Origin of the sequence: Bacteroides caecigallinarum (assembly GCF_021531075.1) — a bacterium.
GTDB classification, from domain to species: domain Bacteria; phylum Bacteroidota; class Bacteroidia; order Bacteroidales; family Bacteroidaceae; genus Phocaeicola; species Phocaeicola caecigallinarum_B.
In genome coordinates, this window is record NZ_JADYTJ010000003.1 from 50,881 (window position 1) to 69,672 (window position 18,792).

Genomic DNA, 18,792 nt, shown 5'->3' on the forward strand with positions numbered 1-18,792 from the left:
TTAACATATCGTTTCCATGATTTTGGGAACGAATATTATCAGTCCTACTATTGCTGCGGCTATAGCTAGAATTAGCACAGCTCCTGCAGCAAGGTCTTTGGTACGTTTTATAGCTTCGTTATATCCGGGCGAAACGAGGTCGGCTATAGCTTCAATGGACGAGTTTACGGCTTCTGCTGCAAGAACAGTTCCTATGGCAAACACAACGGCTATCCATTCGGTTTTGGAAATACCAAACACAAATCCTGCTATTATTACGCATACTGTCGCAAAGCAGTGAATCCATGCGTTGTGCTCTTTTTCGATAAGCTGTTTTATACCATTAAAGGCAAATTTGAAACTTCTAAGTCTTTTTCTGAGTGTAAACCCGTCGTTCTTCATCTTCTTATAAATCAATGGTTACTTCCACTGGACAGTGGTCCGAACCTAATATTTCGGTATGTATTTTTGCTCCCTGAAGCTTGTCTGCCAGACGTGCTGATGCTACGAAGTAGTCAATACGCCACCCTGCATTCTTTTCGCGAGCCTTGAAGCGGTATGACCACCACGAGTATATATTCTCCATATCAGGATAAAAATAACGGAAAGTGTCTATGAAACCTGCATCAAGCAGTGTTTGGAACTTTTCTCTTTCCTGGTCGGTAAATCCGGCATTCATGCGGTTTGTTTTAGGATTTTTCAGGTCTATTTCTTTATGAGCCACATTAAGGTCGCCGCAAACCAGTACAGGTTTCTTGCTGTCAAGTTTCTGTAGATATGCCCTGAAATCGTCTTCCCATGTCATACGGTAGTCCAGACGTTTAAGTCCGTCTTGTGAGTTAGGAGTATATACCGTTACAAGGAAGAAGTTTTCCATCTCCAGTGTGATTACACGTCCTTCATGATCGTGTTCGTCAATACCTAGACCGTATGTTACATTCAGTGGCTGATGGCGTGTGAATATAGCTGTACCGGAATAGCCTTTCTTTTCGGCATAGTTCCAATATGATGTATATCCTTCGAAACTGAGGTCTAACTGTCCTTCCTGCATTTTTGTTTCCTGCAGGCAGAAAAAGTCGGCATCAAATGCCTTGAATGAATCTCGGAAACCCTTGTCGCAGCATGCGCGGATTCCGTTTACGTTCCATGAAATAAGACGCATATTGAATTAATAATTAAGAATTAACAATTAAAAGTTACGAGTTATCAGTTTTTAGTTGTTAGTTGTTAGAGCCATGCGGACAGGAACTAACAACTAAAAACTAACAACTAACAATTAACAAATCACTTTGTTATATCAAAAAGATAAGTTATTTTCCCACATATGTAAGTATGTGCCGAACGTGAGAAGTAGTCTTTCTTTGTAGTGTTAAAGAAATCGCTAAGTCCGAAGTAATATCTTCCTTCTAGCAGAAAGTGTCCTATACCTGTCCTTATTTCTACTCCGCCTCCACCAATAAGACCATAGTCGAAACTGTTTTCGGCAGCTTTGCCATATTGCTCTTTAAGTATTGAGGGCATTGCATGAGTTTCCTTTTCACCTATCAGGAAACCAACCTGCGGACCTAGGTTAAGGATGAAACGTGCACCGTTTCCGTATTCTTTTCCGAAAGCCATGTGAGCCAGAAGCGGAATTTCTATGTAGTCCATTGATCTGTGATAACTGTCACCGCTACCGTCTTCTATCACTTCTTTCCATCCACGGCGTGAATAGTTTACTTCTGCTTGAATACCGCATATCATGCTGAAATATTTCTCGGATATGTATCTGGCTGTAAATCCTCCCTGCGGACCTATAAGATATCCCTGCTTTATTCTTGGCGAGAAGTCTACATTACCGAAGTTTACACCTCCACTTACTCCTATTGAGAAATTTCGTTTTTGCTCCTGTAACTGAGCTTTGGCCGTAGTGAGGTTAAACCAGCATATAATGCTCAGCAATATGAGTATGTATGTTTTTTTAATCATTCAAAGTCAAGTTTTATCAGTTCATAATCCTTTGAGAAGTGTACGAAGAATACCTTACGGTTTATAAATCCTCCCCAGTTATTTACGCGTTCGAATTTGAAACCGGTCTGTATCGGGGTAACTTGTATTGAACCCAGATTTTCTTCCATTTTGTTTCCGTATTTCGACAAACCTTTAAGGAAGAAGTAGCCTGTATCATATCCCAGCATTCCGTATTTAGGGTAGATATTGGCCATGTCCTTGCTATACCAACGGCGATACGCTTGAGTGAAATTTACAGCCGCAGGGAATAGATTGTTTGTATAGAATGACGAATAGAAGTATGTATCTATTTCATAGAAACTTGCCAGATAGTCGTTTGTGTATGTCTGCCACTCAGGGTAACCGAATAAATTCATCTGGCAATTAGGCCTTTCCCGGCGTATTTGTGTCAGCTGAGGCAGGATTTTTACTAAAGCAGTGCTTTTTCCTGATGTCGGTATGAATACGTTATTTTTCAGCGTGTCCATAACGGTTATTATCTCGTAGAAATTATCTGTAACTGTAAAGTCATGGTAACTTATTCCATTGTCTTTTAACTCAGCTTTCATGCCTTTTATAAATTCATCCTTTTCTCTATCACCATTGCCTGCATTTAGGAATATCACGTTACTGCCACTGAATTTACGGTTGAAATGTTCGTACACTTCAGAGTACAGATATGACTGAGGAGTGTTCACCTGATAGATGTGAGGATTATTGAATACCTGGTCTACTTTTGGAGCAAACGGTATAACCAGACGAATATTGTTTTTGTCGGCAAAAGATGCCAAAGCATTAATGTCCTGTGTTTTTGCCGGTCCGAATATGATGTCCATATTCTTCATTTCCTTTTTGGCAAGTATACTGTTTAGGGTTGCCTCTCTTCCCTTTGTGTCGTAAGTATAAAGATCTATAGAAACACCCTGTTTTTTCAGGCTGTCTACAGCCATAAGGAAACCTTCGTAGTATTCCACCATTCTTATCTGTTCGTCCATGTTTGCACTTGTGCCAGCCATAAACGGAAGCATGATAGCAGCTTTTATAGTCTTTATGTCTTTCTTGGAATCTTCAAGCTGATTGAAAATCTCTTCATTTGTAAGTTCTTTTGCTGTTGGCTCTGATTCTGTCTGTTGGGCCTTTATGTCATTTTTCCCATATGGAATGAATAAGAATGCGCCTTTTTTCAGTTTACCGTTTTTCAGTTCCGGATTGGCAGCAATAAGTTCTTCTTCGGTTATGCCGTATTCTCGGCTGATACTGAAGATAGTTTCTTTTCTTTCCACCTTGTGCATGTCCTTCCAGTCATTCATTTTCACTGTAGTCTCTTCTTTGGCAGTAGGCTTTGGAGTTTCTTTTTCCACTTTAGAAGCCTGCTGGACTGGAATTATAATAACCTGACCGCTACGGAAGTTCTCACTGCTTAGCCCTGGATTGGCTTCGCAAATGGCTTGGGTCGTGATATTGTATTTTACAGATAGACGATACAAGGTCTCGCCGGCCTGTATGGTATGAAATACAGGTTTTTCGGAGTTGGTTGTAGTAGCCTGTGGAATTTTCAGTGCAGCTCCCTCTCGAATCTGTTTGTCGCTGCCAGGGTTCAGACTTACAATGTCGTTTATGCTTACATTGTACATGCTTGATATAGAGTATAGGCTTTGGCCTTTTGTTACTGTGTGTAGGAAATATCCGCTCTCGGCTGTCGCCTGAGCCATTACTTTGGTGCTGCTTCCGGCCATGATAGCCAATGCAAGAAATACAGATTGAATAAATTTCATTTTTCAGCTATATGATTATTTACGGGCAAAAGTACGAAAAAAGCATTATCTTTGCAATGTTTCACTGAATATTAAGATATGACAGAAGGAAAAGAAACGATAAGCGTGCAGGGAGCACGTGTTCACAATCTGAAAAATATAGATGTCGAGATACCGCGAAACAGCCTTACAGTCATTACGGGGCTTAGTGGAAGCGGTAAGTCGTCGCTTGCATTCGATACCATATTTGCCGAGGGACAGCGCAGGTATATAGAGACATTCTCTGCCTATGCCAGAAACTTTCTCGGTGGAATGGAACGTCCTGATGTTGACAAGATTACAGGACTTAGTCCGGTTATTTCAATCGAGCAGAAGACTACAAACAAGAATCCGCGTTCCACTGTTGGTACTACTACCGAGATATACGATTATCTGCGCTTGCTTTATGCACGTGCAGCCACAGCATATTCCTATCTTTCGGGCGAGAAGATGGTGAAATATACCGAAGAGCAAATTATAGAACTTATCAACCGAGATTATAAGGGAAAACGTATCTTTATACTTTCTCCGCTGGTGCGTACCCGTAAGGGACACTATAAGGAACTGTTCGAACAGGTTCGTAAGAAGGGATATCTTTATGTAAGGGTCGATGGCGAAGTGAAGGAAATCACTCATGGAATGAAGCTTGACAGATACAAGAACCATGATATAGAGGTTGTGGTGGACAAGACTATAGTGACAGAGAAAGAAGATAAAAGGCTGCGCCAGAGTGTGGCCACAGCCATGCGTCTTGGCGACGGGCTGATAATGATTCTCGATGGTCAGACTGAAAGTGTTCGCCACTATAGCAAACGTCTGATGTGTCCGGTGACCGGACTTTCTTATAGAGAGCCTGCACCCCACAATTTCTCTTTCAACTCTCCGCAGGGAGCCTGCCCGCGATGCAAGGGACTTGGATATGTCAATCTGATTGATGTTGACAAGGTTATACCGGACCGTTCTCTCTCTGTATATGAAGGGGCTATAGCACCGCTCGGCAAGTATAAGAATGCCATGATTTTCTGGCAACTCAGCGCATTGCTCGAGCGTCATGAGGCTACACTGAAAACGCCTGTAAGCGAACTGCCTGACGATGCCATCAATGAGATTCTCTACGGTTGCGACGAGCGCCTGAAGATAGACAGTTCTCTTGTACACACTTCGTCCGACTATTTTGTGGAGTACGAAGGTATAGTGAAATATATACAGATGATGCAGGAGAAGGATGCTTCGGCCACTGCTCAGAAATGGGCTGAACAGTTTGCCAAAACCGATGTCTGTCCTGAATGTAAAGGGATGAGGCTGAACAAGGAGGCTCTGCATTTCCGTCTGCACGACAAGAATATCTATGATTTGGCTTCGATGGATATAAACGAACTGTACGAATGGTTGCATGGCGTGGAGGATCATCTTGACAGCAAACAGAGGGTAATAGCGCAGGAAATTCTGAAAGAGATACGTACCCGACTGAAATTCCTTCTTGATGTGGGACTGGAATATCTTTCTCTAAACCGAACATCTGTAAGCCTTTCAGGTGGTGAAAGCCAGCGTATCCGACTTGCCACACAGATTGGTTCGCAGCTTGTAAATGTGCTTTATATCCTCGACGAGCCGAGTATCGGACTTCATCAGAGAGATAATGTCCGGCTGATAAACTCCCTGAAAAGCCTAAGAGATATAGGCAATTCGGTGATAGTGGTAGAGCATGACAAGGACATGATGCTTGCATCGGATTACATAGTGGATATGGGACCGAAGGCCGGACGACTTGGTGGTGAAGTGGTGTTTGCCGGAACTCCTGAAGAGATGTTAAAGACTCACACCATGACATCGCAGTATCTGAACGGCGAGATGAAGATAGAAGTTCCTGCCGGAAGGAGACCGGGCAACGGCAAGAAACTGTCTCTGTTCGGAGCCAAGGGAAACAATCTGAAAGGAGTGGATGTGGAATTTCCTTTGGGAACACTTATCTGTGTGACCGGTGTTTCCGGAAGCGGTAAGTCAACTCTTATCAACGATACTCTCCAGCCTATACTATCGCAGCATTTCTATCGCTCACTTCAGGACCCTTTGCCGTACGACCGTATAGAAGGACTTGAGAATATAGATAAGGTGGTGAATGTGGACCAGTCGCCGCTTGGACGTACTCCGCGTTCAAATCCTGCTACATATACCGGAGTGTTCTCAGATATAAGAAACCTGTTTGTAGGTCTGCCGGAAGCAAAGATACGTGGTTACAAGCCTGGACGTTTTTCGTTCAATGTAGCCGGAGGACGATGTGAGGCTTGCGGAGGAAACGGATATAAGACCATAGAAATGAACTTCCTGCCGGATGTGCTTGTGCCTTGCGAGGTATGTCATGGAAAACGCTATAACCGTGAGACACTGGAAGTGAGATACAAAGGCAAGTCGATAGCCGATGTGCTTGATATGACCATAAACCGTGCTGTTGAGTTCTTCGAGAATGTCCCTCAGATACTGAACAAGATAAAGGTACTTCAGGAAGTAGGTTTGGGATATATCAAGTTGGGACAGCCCTCAACCACTCTTTCCGGTGGAGAGAGCCAGCGTGTGAAACTTGCTACCGAACTCTCGAAGAAAGATACAGGAAAGACTTTCTACATCCTTGACGAACCTACCACAGGATTGCATTTCGAGGATATCCGTGTACTGATGAACGTACTCAACCGTCTGGTGGACAAAGGAAATACAGTCCTTGTGATAGAGCATAACCTTGATGTTATAAAGATGGCTGACTATATCATCGACATGGGCCCTGAAGGCGGAAAGGGTGGAGGACAGTTGCTTTCGTGCGGAACACCTGAGGAAGTGGCTATGTCTGATAAAGGATATACACCTAAATTCCTTAAAGAAGAACTAAATCAGAAATAAATTGTTTAATCTATACAGACGTAATTATGAATGCTGTTTAACCAGCTTTTAAAAAGTATTTAAATAGCTTTTAAACGGCATTTAAACATTGTTTAAAATTATAACATTATAAAGTTATGGCTAAAGAAAAAATATCCAAGACCAATGTGGCAAGACTGTTGGACAAGGATAAGATAAAATACGAACTCGTGCCATACGAGGTCGATGAGAATGATTTGAGTTGCGTGCATGTAGCCGCTACGCTCGGTGAGAATATAGAACAGGTATTCAAGACACTTGTCCTTCATGGCGATAAGTCTGGATATTTCGTATGTGTGATTCCGGGAGAACATGAAATAGACTTGAAACTGGCAGCCAAGCTGTCCGGAAACAAGAAATGCGACCTTATCCCGATGAAAGAACTTCTTCCGCTTACGGGATATATTCGCGGTGGATGCTCGCCGATAGGTATGAAGAAACATTTCCCTACATATATCCATCACACATGTAATGATTTCGATTATATCTATGTTAGTGCTGGAGTACGCGGATTGCAGGTTAAGATAGCTCCTGCAGATTTGATTAAGGTGAGCCGTGCGGAAGTCTGCACATTATTTGAGTGATGTGTTTCAAACCTGACATAACCTGATGTGCTCATGTCTCTGGCTTCAAACTATAGTTTTACGCACTTCAAACTACAGTTTTACGCATTACAAACAATAGTTTTACGCACTGCACACTACAGTTTTACGTAAAAAACGAACAGTTGTTTTTCCTATTTTTTATAATAACCATAATTAAAAACTATAACAATGATATTTACAGCAGAGAATATCCTTTTGATAGGATCGGTACTTATTTTCACCAGTATATTGATAAGCAAGACTGGTTATCGTTTCGGAATACCTACGTTGTTGCTTTTCCTCCTTGTCGGAATGCTGTTCGGTAGCGATGGATTAGGGTTGCAGTTCAACAGTGCCGAAGATGCCCAGTTCATAGGAATGATGGCACTCAGTATCATTCTTTTTACCGGAGGTATGGAGACTAAGTTCACAGACATTAAGCCTGTTCTTAAAGAAGGTATAGTTCTTTCTACCGTAGGAGTTCTTCTGACGACTTTACTTACCGGACTGTTTATCTTCTATATTTCGGGATGGAACAGCACGAATATCGAGCTGACATTCATGGTATCGCTGCTTCTGGCGGCTACAATGTCATCTACCGATTCAGCCTCTGTGTTCAGTCTTCTTCGTTCGCAGAAAATGAATCTAAAGGAAAACCTTCGTCCTATGCTGGAGTTGGAAAGTGGAAGTAACGACCCTATGGCATATATGCTTACTATAGTTCTGATTCAGGTTATTTCAAGCGGCAGTTCTCTCAGTATTGGTCTTCTGATTAAAGACTTGTTTGTGCAGTTTCTTATAGGTGGTGCTTTGGGATATTCCATGGGACGATTCATGTCGTGGCTAACCAATAAGATAGGACTGTCAAATTCATCTCTTTATTCCATACTTCTTCTCAGTATGGTTTTCATCACTTTTACGGCTACAGATATGCTGAAAGGAAATGGCTATCTGGCAGTTTACATTGCAGGTGTTGTGGTAGGCAACATGAAACTGTCATATCGAAAGGAGATAAATACATTTATGAATGGTCTCACATGGCTGTTTCAGATTATAATGTTCATTACTTTGGGATTGTTGGTAAACCCTCATGAGATGCTTGATACGGCTGTAGTTGCATTGCTTATCGGTGTGTTTATGATTGTAGTTGCGCGTCCGTTGAGTGTATTTGCATGCCTGCTTCCTTTCAGAAAAATAAGTACCAAGGCGAAACTTTTTGTGTCGTGGGTAGGATTGCGCGGTGCTGTGCCTATCATATTTGCCACATACCCTGTTATTGCGAATATCGAGGGTTCGAACCAGCTTTTCAATATAGTGTTCTTCATCACTTTGCTTTCACTCGTTATTCAGGGCATGACAATATCTTCAGTGGCACGCTGGCTTAAACTTGACTTGCCTTTGGAGAAGGAAGGAAACGAGTTTGGAGTGGAATTACCTGACGAGATAGATTCGCAGCTGCATGATATTACTCTCAATGAAGAAATGTTGGTACACGGTAACCGTCTGGCTGATATGAATATTCCTAAGGGGTCGCTAGTGATGCTCATCAAACGCGGAAACGAGTTCCTGATTCCGAACGGACAGATGGAACTGCATGTAGGTGACAAATTATTGTTTATAACGGAGAATACGAAAGATTAAATTTAAAATATGGTATTTTATTTTTCAGCTACAGGCAATTCTTTATGGGTTGCACAATACATATCCAATGCTTTCAATGAACCTTTATGTGAAGTCTCCGGGTTTATACGGAAACATTCGGCTGAAGGTCTGAGATATACATTGCGTGATGAGGCGGAAATGTTGTTTTTCGTATTCCCTGTACATTCCTGGGGACCGGCATTGGTCATGCTGCATTTTATCAGGGAGTTACAGTTGTCCGGATTGAAAGGAAACTGTGTATTCGCCATTGGTACATGTGGTGACGATTGTGGATATACAGACCGGATAGTGCGTAAGGAACTTGCAGATAAATGTATTCCTCTGGAAGCCTTCTTTTCTCTGAAAATGCCAAATAACTATATTCTTATGCGTGGTTTCGGTGTAGATCCTGAGCCGGTGAAGGATGAAAAACTTGCTATGGCTCCAAGTAGTATGGAACAGATTGTAAAAGCTATAAATACACGTAGTTATTCTGAATCTCAGATTCTCCGTACAGGAATGTCGTGGCTGAAGAGTTATGTGGTCTATCCTGTATTTAAGAGATTTGTTATAGGCAGGCAGTCTTTTCGGAGTACTGATGCGTGTATTTCTTGCGGACTGTGCGCTAAAGTCTGTCCAACAGGTACGATAGTTATGCAGAACGGCAAACCGGTATGGCAAGGAAAGGATTGTGTACAGTGTACGGCATGCATACACCGTTGTCCGGCTAAGGCTATTGAGTTTGGCAAGGTGTCGGTGGGTAAGGGAAGATATGTTCATCCGGTACTTGCAGGAAAATGATAATAAATAAACCATAAACTATAGATATGAATAACACATTGAAAAGCGACAGAATAGAAGTTGTCGATGCCTTACGAGGTGTTGCATTGTTTGCAATAGTGATTTTACATTGCTTTGAGCATTATAATCTTTATTATATGCCGGATTGTCAGCCTCATTGGCTTACGGCTCTTGATAAAGGGGTTTGGGATACGGTATGGTTCTTGTTTGGAGGAAAAGCCTTTTCCACTTTTTCTCTTCTTTTTGGACTTAGCTTTTTTATTCAGTTTGATAATGCAAAAAAACGTGGACTTCCTTTCCGGTGGAGATTTGTGTGGAGAATGATCCTTTTGATGCTTTTTTCTCAGCTTCATTCCTTATTTTATAACGGGGATATTCTTTTGTTGTATTCCGTTATGGGAATTTTCCTTGTATCAGTATCAGGTCTTTCCACAAAATCTGTGCTTATATTGGCTTCGGTTATGATTATGCAGCCTGTTGAATGGATAAGGCTGATTTGTATCGGATGCGATATTCCTTTTCTGGAATATGGGAATAACTGGGTAGTGTATGGTAATCTGGCAAAGCCTGTAATGGAGTCCGGTAGTTTCCTGGAAATTCTGAGGTCAAATATCACCGACGGGCAGTTGTATGGTAATTTATGGCAGATAGAAAACGGTCGTGTTTTTCAAATAGGAGGACTGTTTCTGTTTGGAATGGCAGCGGGAAGGCTTTCTTTATTCAAGAAATCTGATTATTCTGTCATGATATGGAAAAAAGTATTGTTGTGGTCTGTAAGCCTGTTTGTAGTTTTCAATATAATCAAGATGACATATCCGGAAATGGTAGCCGGTAATGAAGCTCTAATGGTACCGTTGAATATTGCAGTACCGTCTATATGCAACTTTCTTTTTATGGCATTGCTGGTTTCATTCTTTGTTTTGATATGGTGGTTCGGAGCAGGAAACGGATATAGATTCCAACGTATATTTATCCCTTATGGGAAAATGAGTCTGACAAACTATATTGTGCAGTCAATAATAGGTGTGTCTTTATTTTATGGCTTCGGCTTGGGATTATATAAATATACAGGAGCAACTTCGTGCTTGGTTATAGCGATATTTGTATTTATGATACAGTTGTCATTTAGCAGGTGGTGGCTTTCATCTCACAGAAATGGACCGTTGGAGTGGATATGGAAGAAACTTACATGGATTACTCTCAAGTAATGAATATTGTATTTAATAATTATATAAGCTTTTAAAGAAATGACTGAAAAGGAAAAATGCCATAAAGGGCTGCTCTATGATGCTAATTACGATGAAGAACTGTTACGTGAGAGGGCAGTATGTAAAGATTTATGCTATGAATATAACTCTTTGAGACCGTCAATGATTGCCGAACGTACTGAAATAATACGACGACTGTTCGGAAAAACGAGAAATAACTTTCTGATAGAGCAGCCTTTTTATTGCGACTATGGCTATAATATCGAAATAGGTGAGAACTTCTATATGAATGTGAATTGCGTCATCCTCGATGGTGCAAAGGTGACATTTGGTGACAATGTATTTGTCGCTCCTAATTGTGGCTTCTATTCGGCAGGTCATCCTCTTGATGCTGAGAAAAGAAACGCTGGACTGGAGTATGCTTTTTCTATAACGGTAGGTAACAATGTGTGGATAGGAGCGAACGTGACGGTCCTGCCAGGAGTGTCAATAGGAGATGATGCGGTGATAGGAGCTGGAAGCGTAGTTACGAAAAACATTCCTTCGGGAGTTCTGGCTGCCGGTAATCCTTGCATGATTATTCGTGAACTGACTGAAGACGATAAAAACAAATACAAAATGGAATAAACACATAAAGCATTATAAGTATGAAGAAACTGATTTTAAGCTTGTTTGGAATGATGTCTCTTTCGTCGGTATCGGCACAGAGTCTGGAGAAAATGAACTGGTTTAATGAACCGGAAAGTTGGGAGATAAAGGACAGTAAAACCATGACAATGTTCGTTACTCCTCAGAGTGACTATTGGCGTATATCTCATTATGGTTTTACAGTAGATGACGCTCCTTTCTATTATGCTACGTACGGCGGTGAGTTTGAAGCAAAAGTAAAGGTGTCAGGAGAATACAAGACGCGATTTGATCAGGCCGGTATAATGTTGAGGATAGATCATGAGAATTATATCAAGGCAGGAATAGAATTTGTCGATGGCAAGTACAATCTTAGTACAGTGGTTACTCATAAGACATCCGACTGGAGTGTCATTACTCTTGACAAACCTGTTCCTTATATCTGGATTAAGGCTGTGAGAAGACTTGATGCCGTAGAAGTGTTCTATTCTTTCGATGACAAGGAATACACCATGATGCGCAATGCGTGGATGCAGGACAATGTTCCGATGAAGGTTGGCATTATGGCTGCATCACCGGACGGAAACGGATTTGAAGCCAAATTCGAGAACTTTACAGTTAAACATCTTCCGGATATGCGCAGACAGGAATGGCTGAAAAAGAATTCGGCTGAATAATAAATTTACATAACAAATGTTATAATATAAATAATTGGCAGAATTAATCATTCAGATGCTTAATTTTGTCAATTATTTTTTTGTGTCCTTTTAAGTAAAAACATATATGAAACTAAAATCAGTTGCTATTTTATTGTTGGTTTTTGCCTCTGTTGTCTCAAATGCCAATTCCTTGAACTCATTAAGAGATGAAATCCTACAAAGTATCATAAAATACGATGCTAAGATTGGGGTAGCAGTTATGATAAACGATACTGATACTATGACGGTAAATAACCACGAAAAATATCCCATGATGAGCGTCTTCAAGTTTCATCAGGCATTAGCTGTATGTGACTACATGCAGAAGAACGGAATAGCCTTGGATTCAGTCCTGAATATCTCAAAAGATGAGCTTAGGGAGAATACTTACAGTCCTTTGCGCGACCGATATCCGGAAGGAAACTTCGGAATAAGCATATCTGAACTGATGAAATACACTCTCCAGATGAGTGACAATAATGCCTGCGACATTCTGTTCAACCGTATTCTCAGTGTAAAAGATACTGACAAATATATCCGTTCATTGGGTATTGATGATTTTTCAATAGAAATGGATGAAAACGACATGCATGAGAATCTTGATAACTGTTACAGCAACTGGACTACACCTATGGCAGCCGTACACCTGATAAATTTATTTCTTGAAGGAGCTGCAGTTTCCGGTGAATATTATGATTTTATATATAGAACAATGACGGAATGTACTACTGGTACTGCCAGGCTGCCATATCCGCTGAATAACACTGGTGCCATAATAGGGCATAAGACAGGAACCGGTGACAAGAACTCCGATGGACGGTATATTGGAATAAATGATATCGGATTTATAGATCTGCCTAATGGTAGTCGATATCTGATAGCTGTATTTGTAAAAGACTCTGCCGAGGATTATGAAACTACGGAAAGGGTAATAACCGAAATATCGTCTGTAGTGTATAATAGCATAAACAACCAATAAATATCTTCAGTATTATGAAAAAAGTATTGTTTTTATTATCTCTGACTTTGTGTGCATGTTCGGGGAGCAGGAAGGAAGCTAAGTCTGCTGGAACGGATATAGCTGTGAATTATGTACCATCGCGTAAAGCATACGATGGATTTGAGTGGAAAGAATTATCTGGTGCCGGACTGAAATTATGGTATCAGGCTAATGATGACATACGTTTGATAGCCGATTCTTCACTTCGCGGTATAGTAGTGGTAAGAAATGGTGACCCTTCGCCACATAAAGTCATTCAGGCTTTCAATTTGCCAAACAAGAGTATAAATGATGTTATAGATGTATTGAGGAAATCAGAAGGTTGGGACAACAATCAGACATGCCGATTCAAGGAAGTCGAATCCGGAAGGAATGGTGTAAAAAGGTTTCTGATGGTTCCTGATGGTGAGTATGCACAGAAAATAGAAACAGAAATGAAAGAAAGTCCTGTTCCTGTCACTTGCAATGGTTGGGGAGTTGGCAATAGTGGAATGAGATACTTTGAGTTGTACGAGAGTAATCCGGCGAAAGCCATTTTTGTTGAAATAGGACAGGATGCACCTTTGTTTGATGAAACAAGTATTCAACTCTATAATACAGATTCTTCTGCTACAAAAAAGTCTTTTGATGAGTTGTACACATTAAGCGGTACGTTGTGTATCGGTCATGAGGTCCGTTCTTTCAAACCGGATGGGGGCGATGAAGAGTTTTGGATTGTTGATAAGACCGGCAGACTTAACGATACCTATGATAAGGTTACCAAAGGAGAAAAGAATGGCAAACCAGTCCGTGCAACATTGAAACTGGAGTACAATGGTGTGTGGGATGATGGCTTTGCCGCTGAGTATTCTGGAGTTTATTTAGTAAGGGAAATTTTATCAGTAAATCCACTGTGATAATTATCTGGAGTGTTTCAATAAAATCAATAGTATGAAGAATAGATTTATGTTATTATCGGCATCACTAATGATTATGGTGTCGTGTACGGGAAATGGCAGTTTATGTAATGAAACATCATTCCTTGGCGAATGGCATGAGATAATGCCTGTAAACAAGCATATCCTTCAGGGAATAGTCCTGGAGAAGGACGGAAAAGCTTCGTCTGTTGGAATGGCAACGCTGAAATATAACGGTTGGCAGTTGCTGGAGAATGATGGTAAATGTTGCTTGGTATTATCCGGCGAGAGTATTGGTAACGGACAGACTATAGAGTTTTCAGATACACTTGATGTAATATCTCTTAGCGGAGATACTTTGACTCTTGGTAAGGGTGACATGTATAGGATACAATATATCAAGAATGTAGTGGCAGACAGACAAGTAATTGGAGGAAGTGATGCTTCTATGGGATATACTTACTCCAAGGTACTTGATAAGAAAATACGGATATTTGAGGACGGTAAACGTTTATTGTCGGCTACAGACTCAAATGCTGGCATGGCAGGTTATGTGATATTCTCAGAGGATTCTTCCAAAGTTGAATTGTTTCTACCGGAGGGAACTGTTATTCTTGACAGGCGTACAAGACCTGATGGAACAGCGGTTTGGAATGTAGAGGATGACGATACTTATATGCTTGAAAAGTGTTATGACGAATGGTTGGTGAGTAAGAGAAATAAACTGCAGTTTGTAACCACAGGAATGGATAATACTCGTATTGTGGAATTTACCAGCGATAATGGTGATATGCTTGATGTTACTTTTTTTACCACTATTGGTATGGCTCAAGTGAAGTATAAAGGTGTTGATTATCTTTTACGCCAATATCCTACAGCTTCGGGCTATGGTTATAAAAATCCTTTCATTGATATACGTGGAAAAGGAAAAAATCTCATACTATCCATGCAGGGGGATAATAAATCTATTGAGTTTGCCGAAAAGTAGTATCGCTTCAAAGTTGTAAAAAATAATAGCCCATTGTTTCTTTGTATAGTAATGAAACTATGGGCTATATTAATGATGAAGCTTATAAAGTTTTCAAAGCTTTGCAAAGCTGGTCAGGGCACGAAGTGTTTTTGTTTCCGCAATGAATACCTTCAAGTCGTGAGATAACTTCGTTGACATCCATTCCCTTTACCAGAGAGCAGATACCCTTAAGATTACCGTTACATCCGCCAGTGAAACTAACTTCCTTTACTTTGTTGTCTTCCACTTCAATTTCGATAAAAGAGCTGCATGTACCTTGTGTTCTGTAGTTTATTTTCATTTGTATTATAATTATAGTGATTATAAAAAAACAGATTTCACACGAAGAAAACTTTATGCGAAATCTGTTTTTAGTAATTATCATTAAAGAATGATTACTCTTCTTCCGGTTTCATGTTAGTGTAAACATTCTGTACATCGTCGAACTCTTCAAGACGTTCTACCATCTTGTCGATAGTTTCGCGCTGTTCTGGAGTAACTTCTTTCAAATCGTTTGGTACATATGTGAATTCACCACCGACATCTTCGAAACCACATTCTTCCAAGTGCTTCTGGATAAGAGAGTAGCTCTTAGGATCACCGTAGATTGTGATTGTTCCTTCTTCTGTATCTTCGTCGTATTCATCTTCTACATTGTAGTCGATAAGGTCGAGGATAAGTTCTTCCATGTCAAGACCATCTTTCTTCTTGAAAGTGAATACACACTTGTGGTCGAAAAGGAATGCAAGTGAACCTGTTGTTCCAAGGTTACCTGAGAACTTGTTGAATACTGAACGAACGTCAGCTACAGTACGTGTTGTATTGTCTGTAAGAGTATCAACGAATACTGCAACACCGAAAGGTCCGTATCCTTCGTAAGTCATGCTCTTGTAGTCGCTCTGGTCTTTACCCTGTGCGTTTTTTATTGCACGTTCGATGTTGTCCTTCGGCATGTTTTCACGCTTGCAGACAGCGATGATAGAACGGAGTGTAGGATTGTTTTCTGGTTCAGGACCACCAGATTTTACTGCAATAGCAATTTGTTTACCCAGACGTGTAAAGGTCTTTGCCATGTGACCCCATCTTTTCAATTTGGCAGCTTTTCTATATTCAAACGCTCTTCCCATTGGTTTATAATTTTATATGTTATTTTTTATTGTTGTATTATCTCAATTTAGCATCAAGCTTGTTCTGCAGGTTTGTGATAAGTTTCTGCATGAACTTGTCTATCTGTTTGTCGTTCAATGTTGCATTTTCATCCTGAAGCATGAAGCTAACAGCGTAGCTCTTCTTGCCTGCTTCGAGGTTCTTGCCTTCGTAAACGTCGAACAGTTCGACTGATTTCAAGAGTTTCTTGTCTGTTTCGTAAGCTATCTTTTCGATTTCAGCAAACTGTACTTTCTTGTCGATAAGCAATGCAAGGTCACGTTTAACAGCAGGGTACTTGGAAATTTCCTTATAAGTAACTCTGTTACCTTTGATTGACTTCATCAGTTCATTCCACATGATGTCGGCAAAATAAACTTCATTGTCTATATCGAATGCTTTCTGAATCTTCTTGCTCAATACACCGAATGTAGCCAGCAGTTTTCCTCCGCGAGTGTGTACTGATATTGCTACAGAGTAGATATCGTCAGAAAGATTTCCGAATACAAGACCATCGAAGTTTACACCTAGGCGGCGGAATATATTGAGAACATATGCCTTAAGTTCATAAACAGAAGAATTTTCGTCTGCGTGTGCCCATGAGTTGCTTACGCGTTTACCAGTAACCCACATACCGAGGTGAAGTTCTTCAGAGTATGCAGCAAGAATCTTTTCAGGATTTTTCTTTTCTTCGTTGAAGTGATAACACTTACCTAATTCGAAGAATTTCAGGTCAGCATTCTTGCGGTTTGCGTTGTGCTGTATACTTTCCAGACCACCGAAGAGCAGAGTTGCACGCATTACGTTCAAGTCGTTGCTCAACGGGTTCATCAGGCGAACCAGATTTTCCGGCTTGTAAGTTTCCAGTCCTTCGTAATAAGCAGCTGCAGTAAGCGAGTTGTTCATTATCTCGTTGAATCCGCATCCTACGAGCTGTTCTGAAACGATGTTCTGAAGTTTTACAGACTTGTCTTCTGCACCCTTAACGTTGATGCTTGATTTCAGGCTTGTAGGTATTTCTACATTGTTATATCCATATATACGGAGGATATCTTCCACTACGTCGCATGGACGCTGTACGTCTACACGGTAAGGAGGAACAAGCAGAGAAAGACCTTCTGCTGTCTCGTTAACAATCTTCATTTCAAGACTGTTTACAATGCTCTTGATTGTTTCTGCCGGAAGAACCTTTCCGATAAGCTTGTTAGTATAATCGTATGAAAGTTCTACTGCGAAATCAGCGATAGGAGCAGGGTAGTTGTCCTTTATTTCAGAAGCTATTTCACCACCGGCAAGTTCTTTCACCAGGATAGCAGCTTCTTTCAGAGCATAGATAGTGATATTAGGGTCGATACCGCGTTCGAAACGGAATGAAGAGTCTGTACTCAATCCGTGACGGCGTGCTGTCTTACGAACCCATGTAGGGTTGAAGTATGCACTTTCGAGGAATACGTCAGTTGTAGTTTCAGTAGTACCTGAGTCAAGACCACCGAATACACCGGCAATACACATCGGTTCTTCTGCATTGCAAATCATAAGGTCGCGTTCAGAAAGTGTACGTTCCACTTCGTCCAGTGTAACGAACTTAGTACCTTCTGCACAAGTCTTCACTACTATTTTACCACCTTTAATCTTGTTTGCATCGAAACAGTGCATTGGCTGTCCGTAAGCATGAAGTATATAGTTTGTAATATCGACGATATTGTTGATAGGGCGAACACCGATAAGGCGAAGTTTGTTCTGAAGCCATTCAGGACTTTCCTTTACGGTCACATTCTTGATTGCAACTCCTGCATATCTTGGACATGCTTCAGTATTTTCCACTTCGATGTCGATATTCAGATTATTGCTGTCTACCTTGAATGCATCTACTGAAGGACGTTTCAACTCAGCTTTGTAGCCATTCTGGATTAACCATGCATAAAGGTCGCGAGCCACACCATAGTGTGAGCATGCATCCGAACGGTTAGGAGTGATATCGACTTCAAGTACGTATTCGCTCTTTATGTTGTAGTATTCTTTGGCAGGAGTTCCAGGAACAGTATCTGCAGGAAGAACGATGATACCGTCGTGGCTTGTTCCCACACCGATTTCATCTTCTGCACAAATCATACCGTTTGATTCTACACCACGGAGTTTTGATTTCTTGATGGTGAAACATTCGTCGCCATCATAAAGTTTTGTTCCAAGAGTTGCTACGATTACTTTCTGACCTGCTGCTACGTTGGCTGCACCACAAACAATCTGTACAGGCTCACCCTGTCCCAAGTTTACGGTAGTTACGTGCATATGGTCTGAATTTGGATGAGGCTCGCAAGTCAGGACTTCACCTACTACAAGTCCTTCGAGGCCCCCCTTTATGGTCTGAACTTCCTCTACGCCTCCGGTTTCGAGACCGATTGAGGTAAGTGCGGCTGCTACTTCATCTGGAGTCAAATCGAAATTGACATATTCTTTCAGCCAGTTATAAGAAATATTCATATATTGATAGTTTTATGTATTTTTATGAAT

The 18,792-nt window shown here is 40.9% G+C and carries 17 protein-coding genes; 10 read left to right on the plus strand and 7 right to left on the minus strand.

Features of this window, described 5'->3' with window-relative positions:
* The 4 genes from I6E11_RS01485 to I6E11_RS01500 all read right to left on the minus strand — a co-directional run bounded on the left by I6E11_RS01485 (position 1) and on the right by I6E11_RS01500 (position 3,743).
* On the minus strand, positions 1-381 hold the full coding sequence (locus tag I6E11_RS01485; protein ID WP_235336065.1) for a diacylglycerol kinase family protein: 381 nt from the start codon (positions 379-381) through the stop codon (positions 1-3).
* Between the two features lie 4 nt (positions 382-385).
* On the minus strand, positions 386-1,141 hold the full coding sequence (locus tag I6E11_RS01490) for an exodeoxyribonuclease III (RefSeq protein ID WP_235336066.1): 756 nt from the start codon (positions 1,139-1,141) through the stop codon (positions 386-388).
* A gap of 122 nt (positions 1,142-1,263) precedes the next feature.
* Positions 1,264-1,947: a porin family protein gene (locus I6E11_RS01495; RefSeq protein ID WP_235336067.1), complete on the minus strand. Its 684-nt coding sequence runs from the start codon at positions 1,945-1,947 to the stop codon at positions 1,264-1,266.
* Positions 1,944-3,743 carry a PBP1 and LysM peptidoglycan-binding domain-containing protein gene (locus tag I6E11_RS01500; RefSeq protein ID WP_235336068.1) on the minus strand — a complete coding sequence of 600 codons (1,800 nt, stop codon included), beginning with the start codon at positions 3,741-3,743 and terminating at the stop codon, positions 1,944-1,946. Before I6E11_RS01500 ends, I6E11_RS01495 begins: the two co-directional genes overlap by 4 nt.
* Positions 3,744-3,821: 78 nt before the next feature.
* Between I6E11_RS01500 and uvrA the strand changes: the two genes are divergently transcribed.
* The 10 genes from uvrA (at position 3,822) to I6E11_RS01550 (ending at position 15,114) form a co-directional block, all read left to right on the plus strand.
* On the plus strand, positions 3,822-6,653 hold the full coding sequence (uvrA, locus tag I6E11_RS01505) for an excinuclease ABC subunit UvrA (RefSeq protein ID WP_235336069.1): 2,832 nt from the start codon (positions 3,822-3,824) through the stop codon (positions 6,651-6,653).
* A 116-nt stretch (positions 6,654-6,769) separates the two neighbouring features.
* Positions 6,770-7,255 carry a Cys-tRNA(Pro) deacylase gene (gene ybaK, locus I6E11_RS01510; protein ID WP_154044089.1) on the plus strand — a complete coding sequence of 162 codons (486 nt, stop codon included), beginning with the start codon at positions 6,770-6,772 and terminating at the stop codon, positions 7,253-7,255.
* Between the two features lie 189 nt (positions 7,256-7,444).
* Positions 7,445-8,896: a potassium/proton antiporter gene (locus I6E11_RS01515; RefSeq protein WP_154044088.1), complete on the plus strand. Its 1,452-nt coding sequence runs from the start codon at positions 7,445-7,447 to the stop codon at positions 8,894-8,896.
* Between the two features lie 9 nt (positions 8,897-8,905).
* Positions 8,906-9,697 carry an EFR1 family ferrodoxin gene (locus I6E11_RS01520; RefSeq protein ID WP_235336070.1) on the plus strand — a complete coding sequence of 264 codons (792 nt, stop codon included), beginning with the start codon at positions 8,906-8,908 and terminating at the stop codon, positions 9,695-9,697.
* Positions 9,698-9,723: 26 nt separating this feature from the next.
* The gene (locus tag I6E11_RS01525; RefSeq protein ID WP_235336071.1) at positions 9,724-10,905 is read left to right on the plus strand and encodes a DUF418 domain-containing protein; all 1,182 of its coding nucleotides are present in this window, start codon (positions 9,724-9,726) and stop codon (positions 10,903-10,905) included.
* A gap of 39 nt (positions 10,906-10,944) precedes the next feature.
* On the plus strand, positions 10,945-11,532 hold the full coding sequence (locus I6E11_RS01530) for a sugar O-acetyltransferase (RefSeq protein ID WP_235336072.1): 588 nt from the start codon (positions 10,945-10,947) through the stop codon (positions 11,530-11,532).
* Between the two features lie 20 nt (positions 11,533-11,552).
* Positions 11,553-12,209 (plus strand): DUF1349 domain-containing protein, encoded by a 657-nt coding sequence (locus tag I6E11_RS01535; RefSeq protein ID WP_235336073.1) that lies wholly within the window; start codon positions 11,553-11,555, stop codon positions 12,207-12,209.
* Positions 12,210-12,315: 106 nt separating this feature from the next.
* Complete coding sequence (bla, locus tag I6E11_RS01540; RefSeq protein ID WP_235336074.1) at positions 12,316-13,209, plus strand: class A beta-lactamase, subclass A2; 894 nt, start codon at positions 12,316-12,318, stop codon at positions 13,207-13,209.
* Between the two features lie 14 nt (positions 13,210-13,223).
* On the plus strand, positions 13,224-14,126 hold the full coding sequence (locus I6E11_RS01545) for a hypothetical protein (RefSeq protein WP_235336075.1): 903 nt from the start codon (positions 13,224-13,226) through the stop codon (positions 14,124-14,126).
* 34 nt (positions 14,127-14,160) lie between these two features.
* Positions 14,161-15,114, plus strand: a complete 954-nt coding sequence (locus I6E11_RS01550) for a lipocalin family protein (protein WP_235336076.1) — start codon at positions 14,161-14,163, stop codon at positions 15,112-15,114.
* Between the two features lie 82 nt (positions 15,115-15,196).
* Here the strand turns inward: I6E11_RS01550 and I6E11_RS01555 are convergent, their stop codons facing one another.
* The 3 genes from I6E11_RS01555 to pheT form a co-directional block, all read right to left on the minus strand.
* Positions 15,197-15,436, minus strand: a complete 240-nt coding sequence (locus tag I6E11_RS01555) for a TIGR03905 family TSCPD domain-containing protein (protein WP_235336077.1) — start codon at positions 15,434-15,436, stop codon at positions 15,197-15,199.
* Between the two features lie 94 nt (positions 15,437-15,530).
* A complete protein-coding gene (locus I6E11_RS01560) occupies positions 15,531-16,262 on the minus strand; it encodes a YebC/PmpR family DNA-binding transcriptional regulator (RefSeq protein ID WP_235336078.1) in 732 nt (243 codons plus the stop codon).
* Between the two features lie 37 nt (positions 16,263-16,299).
* On the minus strand, positions 16,300-18,762 hold the full coding sequence (gene pheT, locus I6E11_RS01565) for a phenylalanine--tRNA ligase subunit beta (protein ID WP_235336079.1): 2,463 nt from the start codon (positions 18,760-18,762) through the stop codon (positions 16,300-16,302).
* Between the last annotated feature and the right edge of the window lie 30 nt (positions 18,763-18,792).

Excerpts from the sequence above, each read along its gene's own strand:
- uvrA (WP_235336069.1), top strand. The coding sequence starts at position 3,822 with ATGACAGAAGGAAAAGAAACGATAAGCGTGCAGGGAGCACGTGTTCAC.
- I6E11_RS01535 (WP_235336073.1), top strand. The coding sequence starts at position 11,553 with ATGAAGAAACTGATTTTAAGCTTGTTTGGAATGATGTCTCTTTCGTCG.
- I6E11_RS01550 (WP_235336076.1), top strand. The coding sequence starts at position 14,161 with ATGAAGAATAGATTTATGTTATTATCGGCATCACTAATGATTATGGTG.
- I6E11_RS01560 (WP_235336078.1), bottom strand. The coding sequence starts at position 16,262 with ATGGGAAGAGCGTTTGAATATAGAAAAGCTGCCAAATTGAAAAGATGG.
- I6E11_RS01485 (WP_235336065.1), bottom strand. The coding sequence starts at position 381 with ATGAAGAACGACGGGTTTACACTCAGAAAAAGACTTAGAAGTTTCAAA.
- I6E11_RS01500 (WP_235336068.1), bottom strand. The coding sequence starts at position 3,743 with ATGAAATTTATTCAATCTGTATTTCTTGCATTGGCTATCATGGCCGGA.
- I6E11_RS01520 (WP_235336070.1), top strand. The coding sequence starts at position 8,906 with ATGGTATTTTATTTTTCAGCTACAGGCAATTCTTTATGGGTTGCACAA.
- I6E11_RS01530 (WP_235336072.1), top strand. The coding sequence starts at position 10,945 with ATGACTGAAAAGGAAAAATGCCATAAAGGGCTGCTCTATGATGCTAAT.
- I6E11_RS01525 (WP_235336071.1), top strand. The coding sequence starts at position 9,724 with ATGAATAACACATTGAAAAGCGACAGAATAGAAGTTGTCGATGCCTTA.
- I6E11_RS01515 (WP_154044088.1), top strand. The coding sequence starts at position 7,445 with ATGATATTTACAGCAGAGAATATCCTTTTGATAGGATCGGTACTTATT.
- I6E11_RS01555 (WP_235336077.1), bottom strand. The coding sequence starts at position 15,436 with ATGAAAATAAACTACAGAACACAAGGTACATGCAGCTCTTTTATCGAA.
- bla (WP_235336074.1), top strand. The coding sequence starts at position 12,316 with ATGAAACTAAAATCAGTTGCTATTTTATTGTTGGTTTTTGCCTCTGTT.
- I6E11_RS01495 (WP_235336067.1), bottom strand. The coding sequence starts at position 1,947 with ATGATTAAAAAAACATACATACTCATATTGCTGAGCATTATATGCTGG.
- pheT (WP_235336079.1), bottom strand. The coding sequence starts at position 18,762 with ATGAATATTTCTTATAACTGGCTGAAAGAATATGTCAATTTCGATTTG.
- ybaK (WP_154044089.1), top strand. The coding sequence starts at position 6,770 with ATGGCTAAAGAAAAAATATCCAAGACCAATGTGGCAAGACTGTTGGAC.
- I6E11_RS01545 (WP_235336075.1), top strand. The coding sequence starts at position 13,224 with ATGAAAAAAGTATTGTTTTTATTATCTCTGACTTTGTGTGCATGTTCG.
- I6E11_RS01490 (WP_235336066.1), bottom strand. The coding sequence starts at position 1,141 with ATGCGTCTTATTTCATGGAACGTAAACGGAATCCGCGCATGCTGCGAC.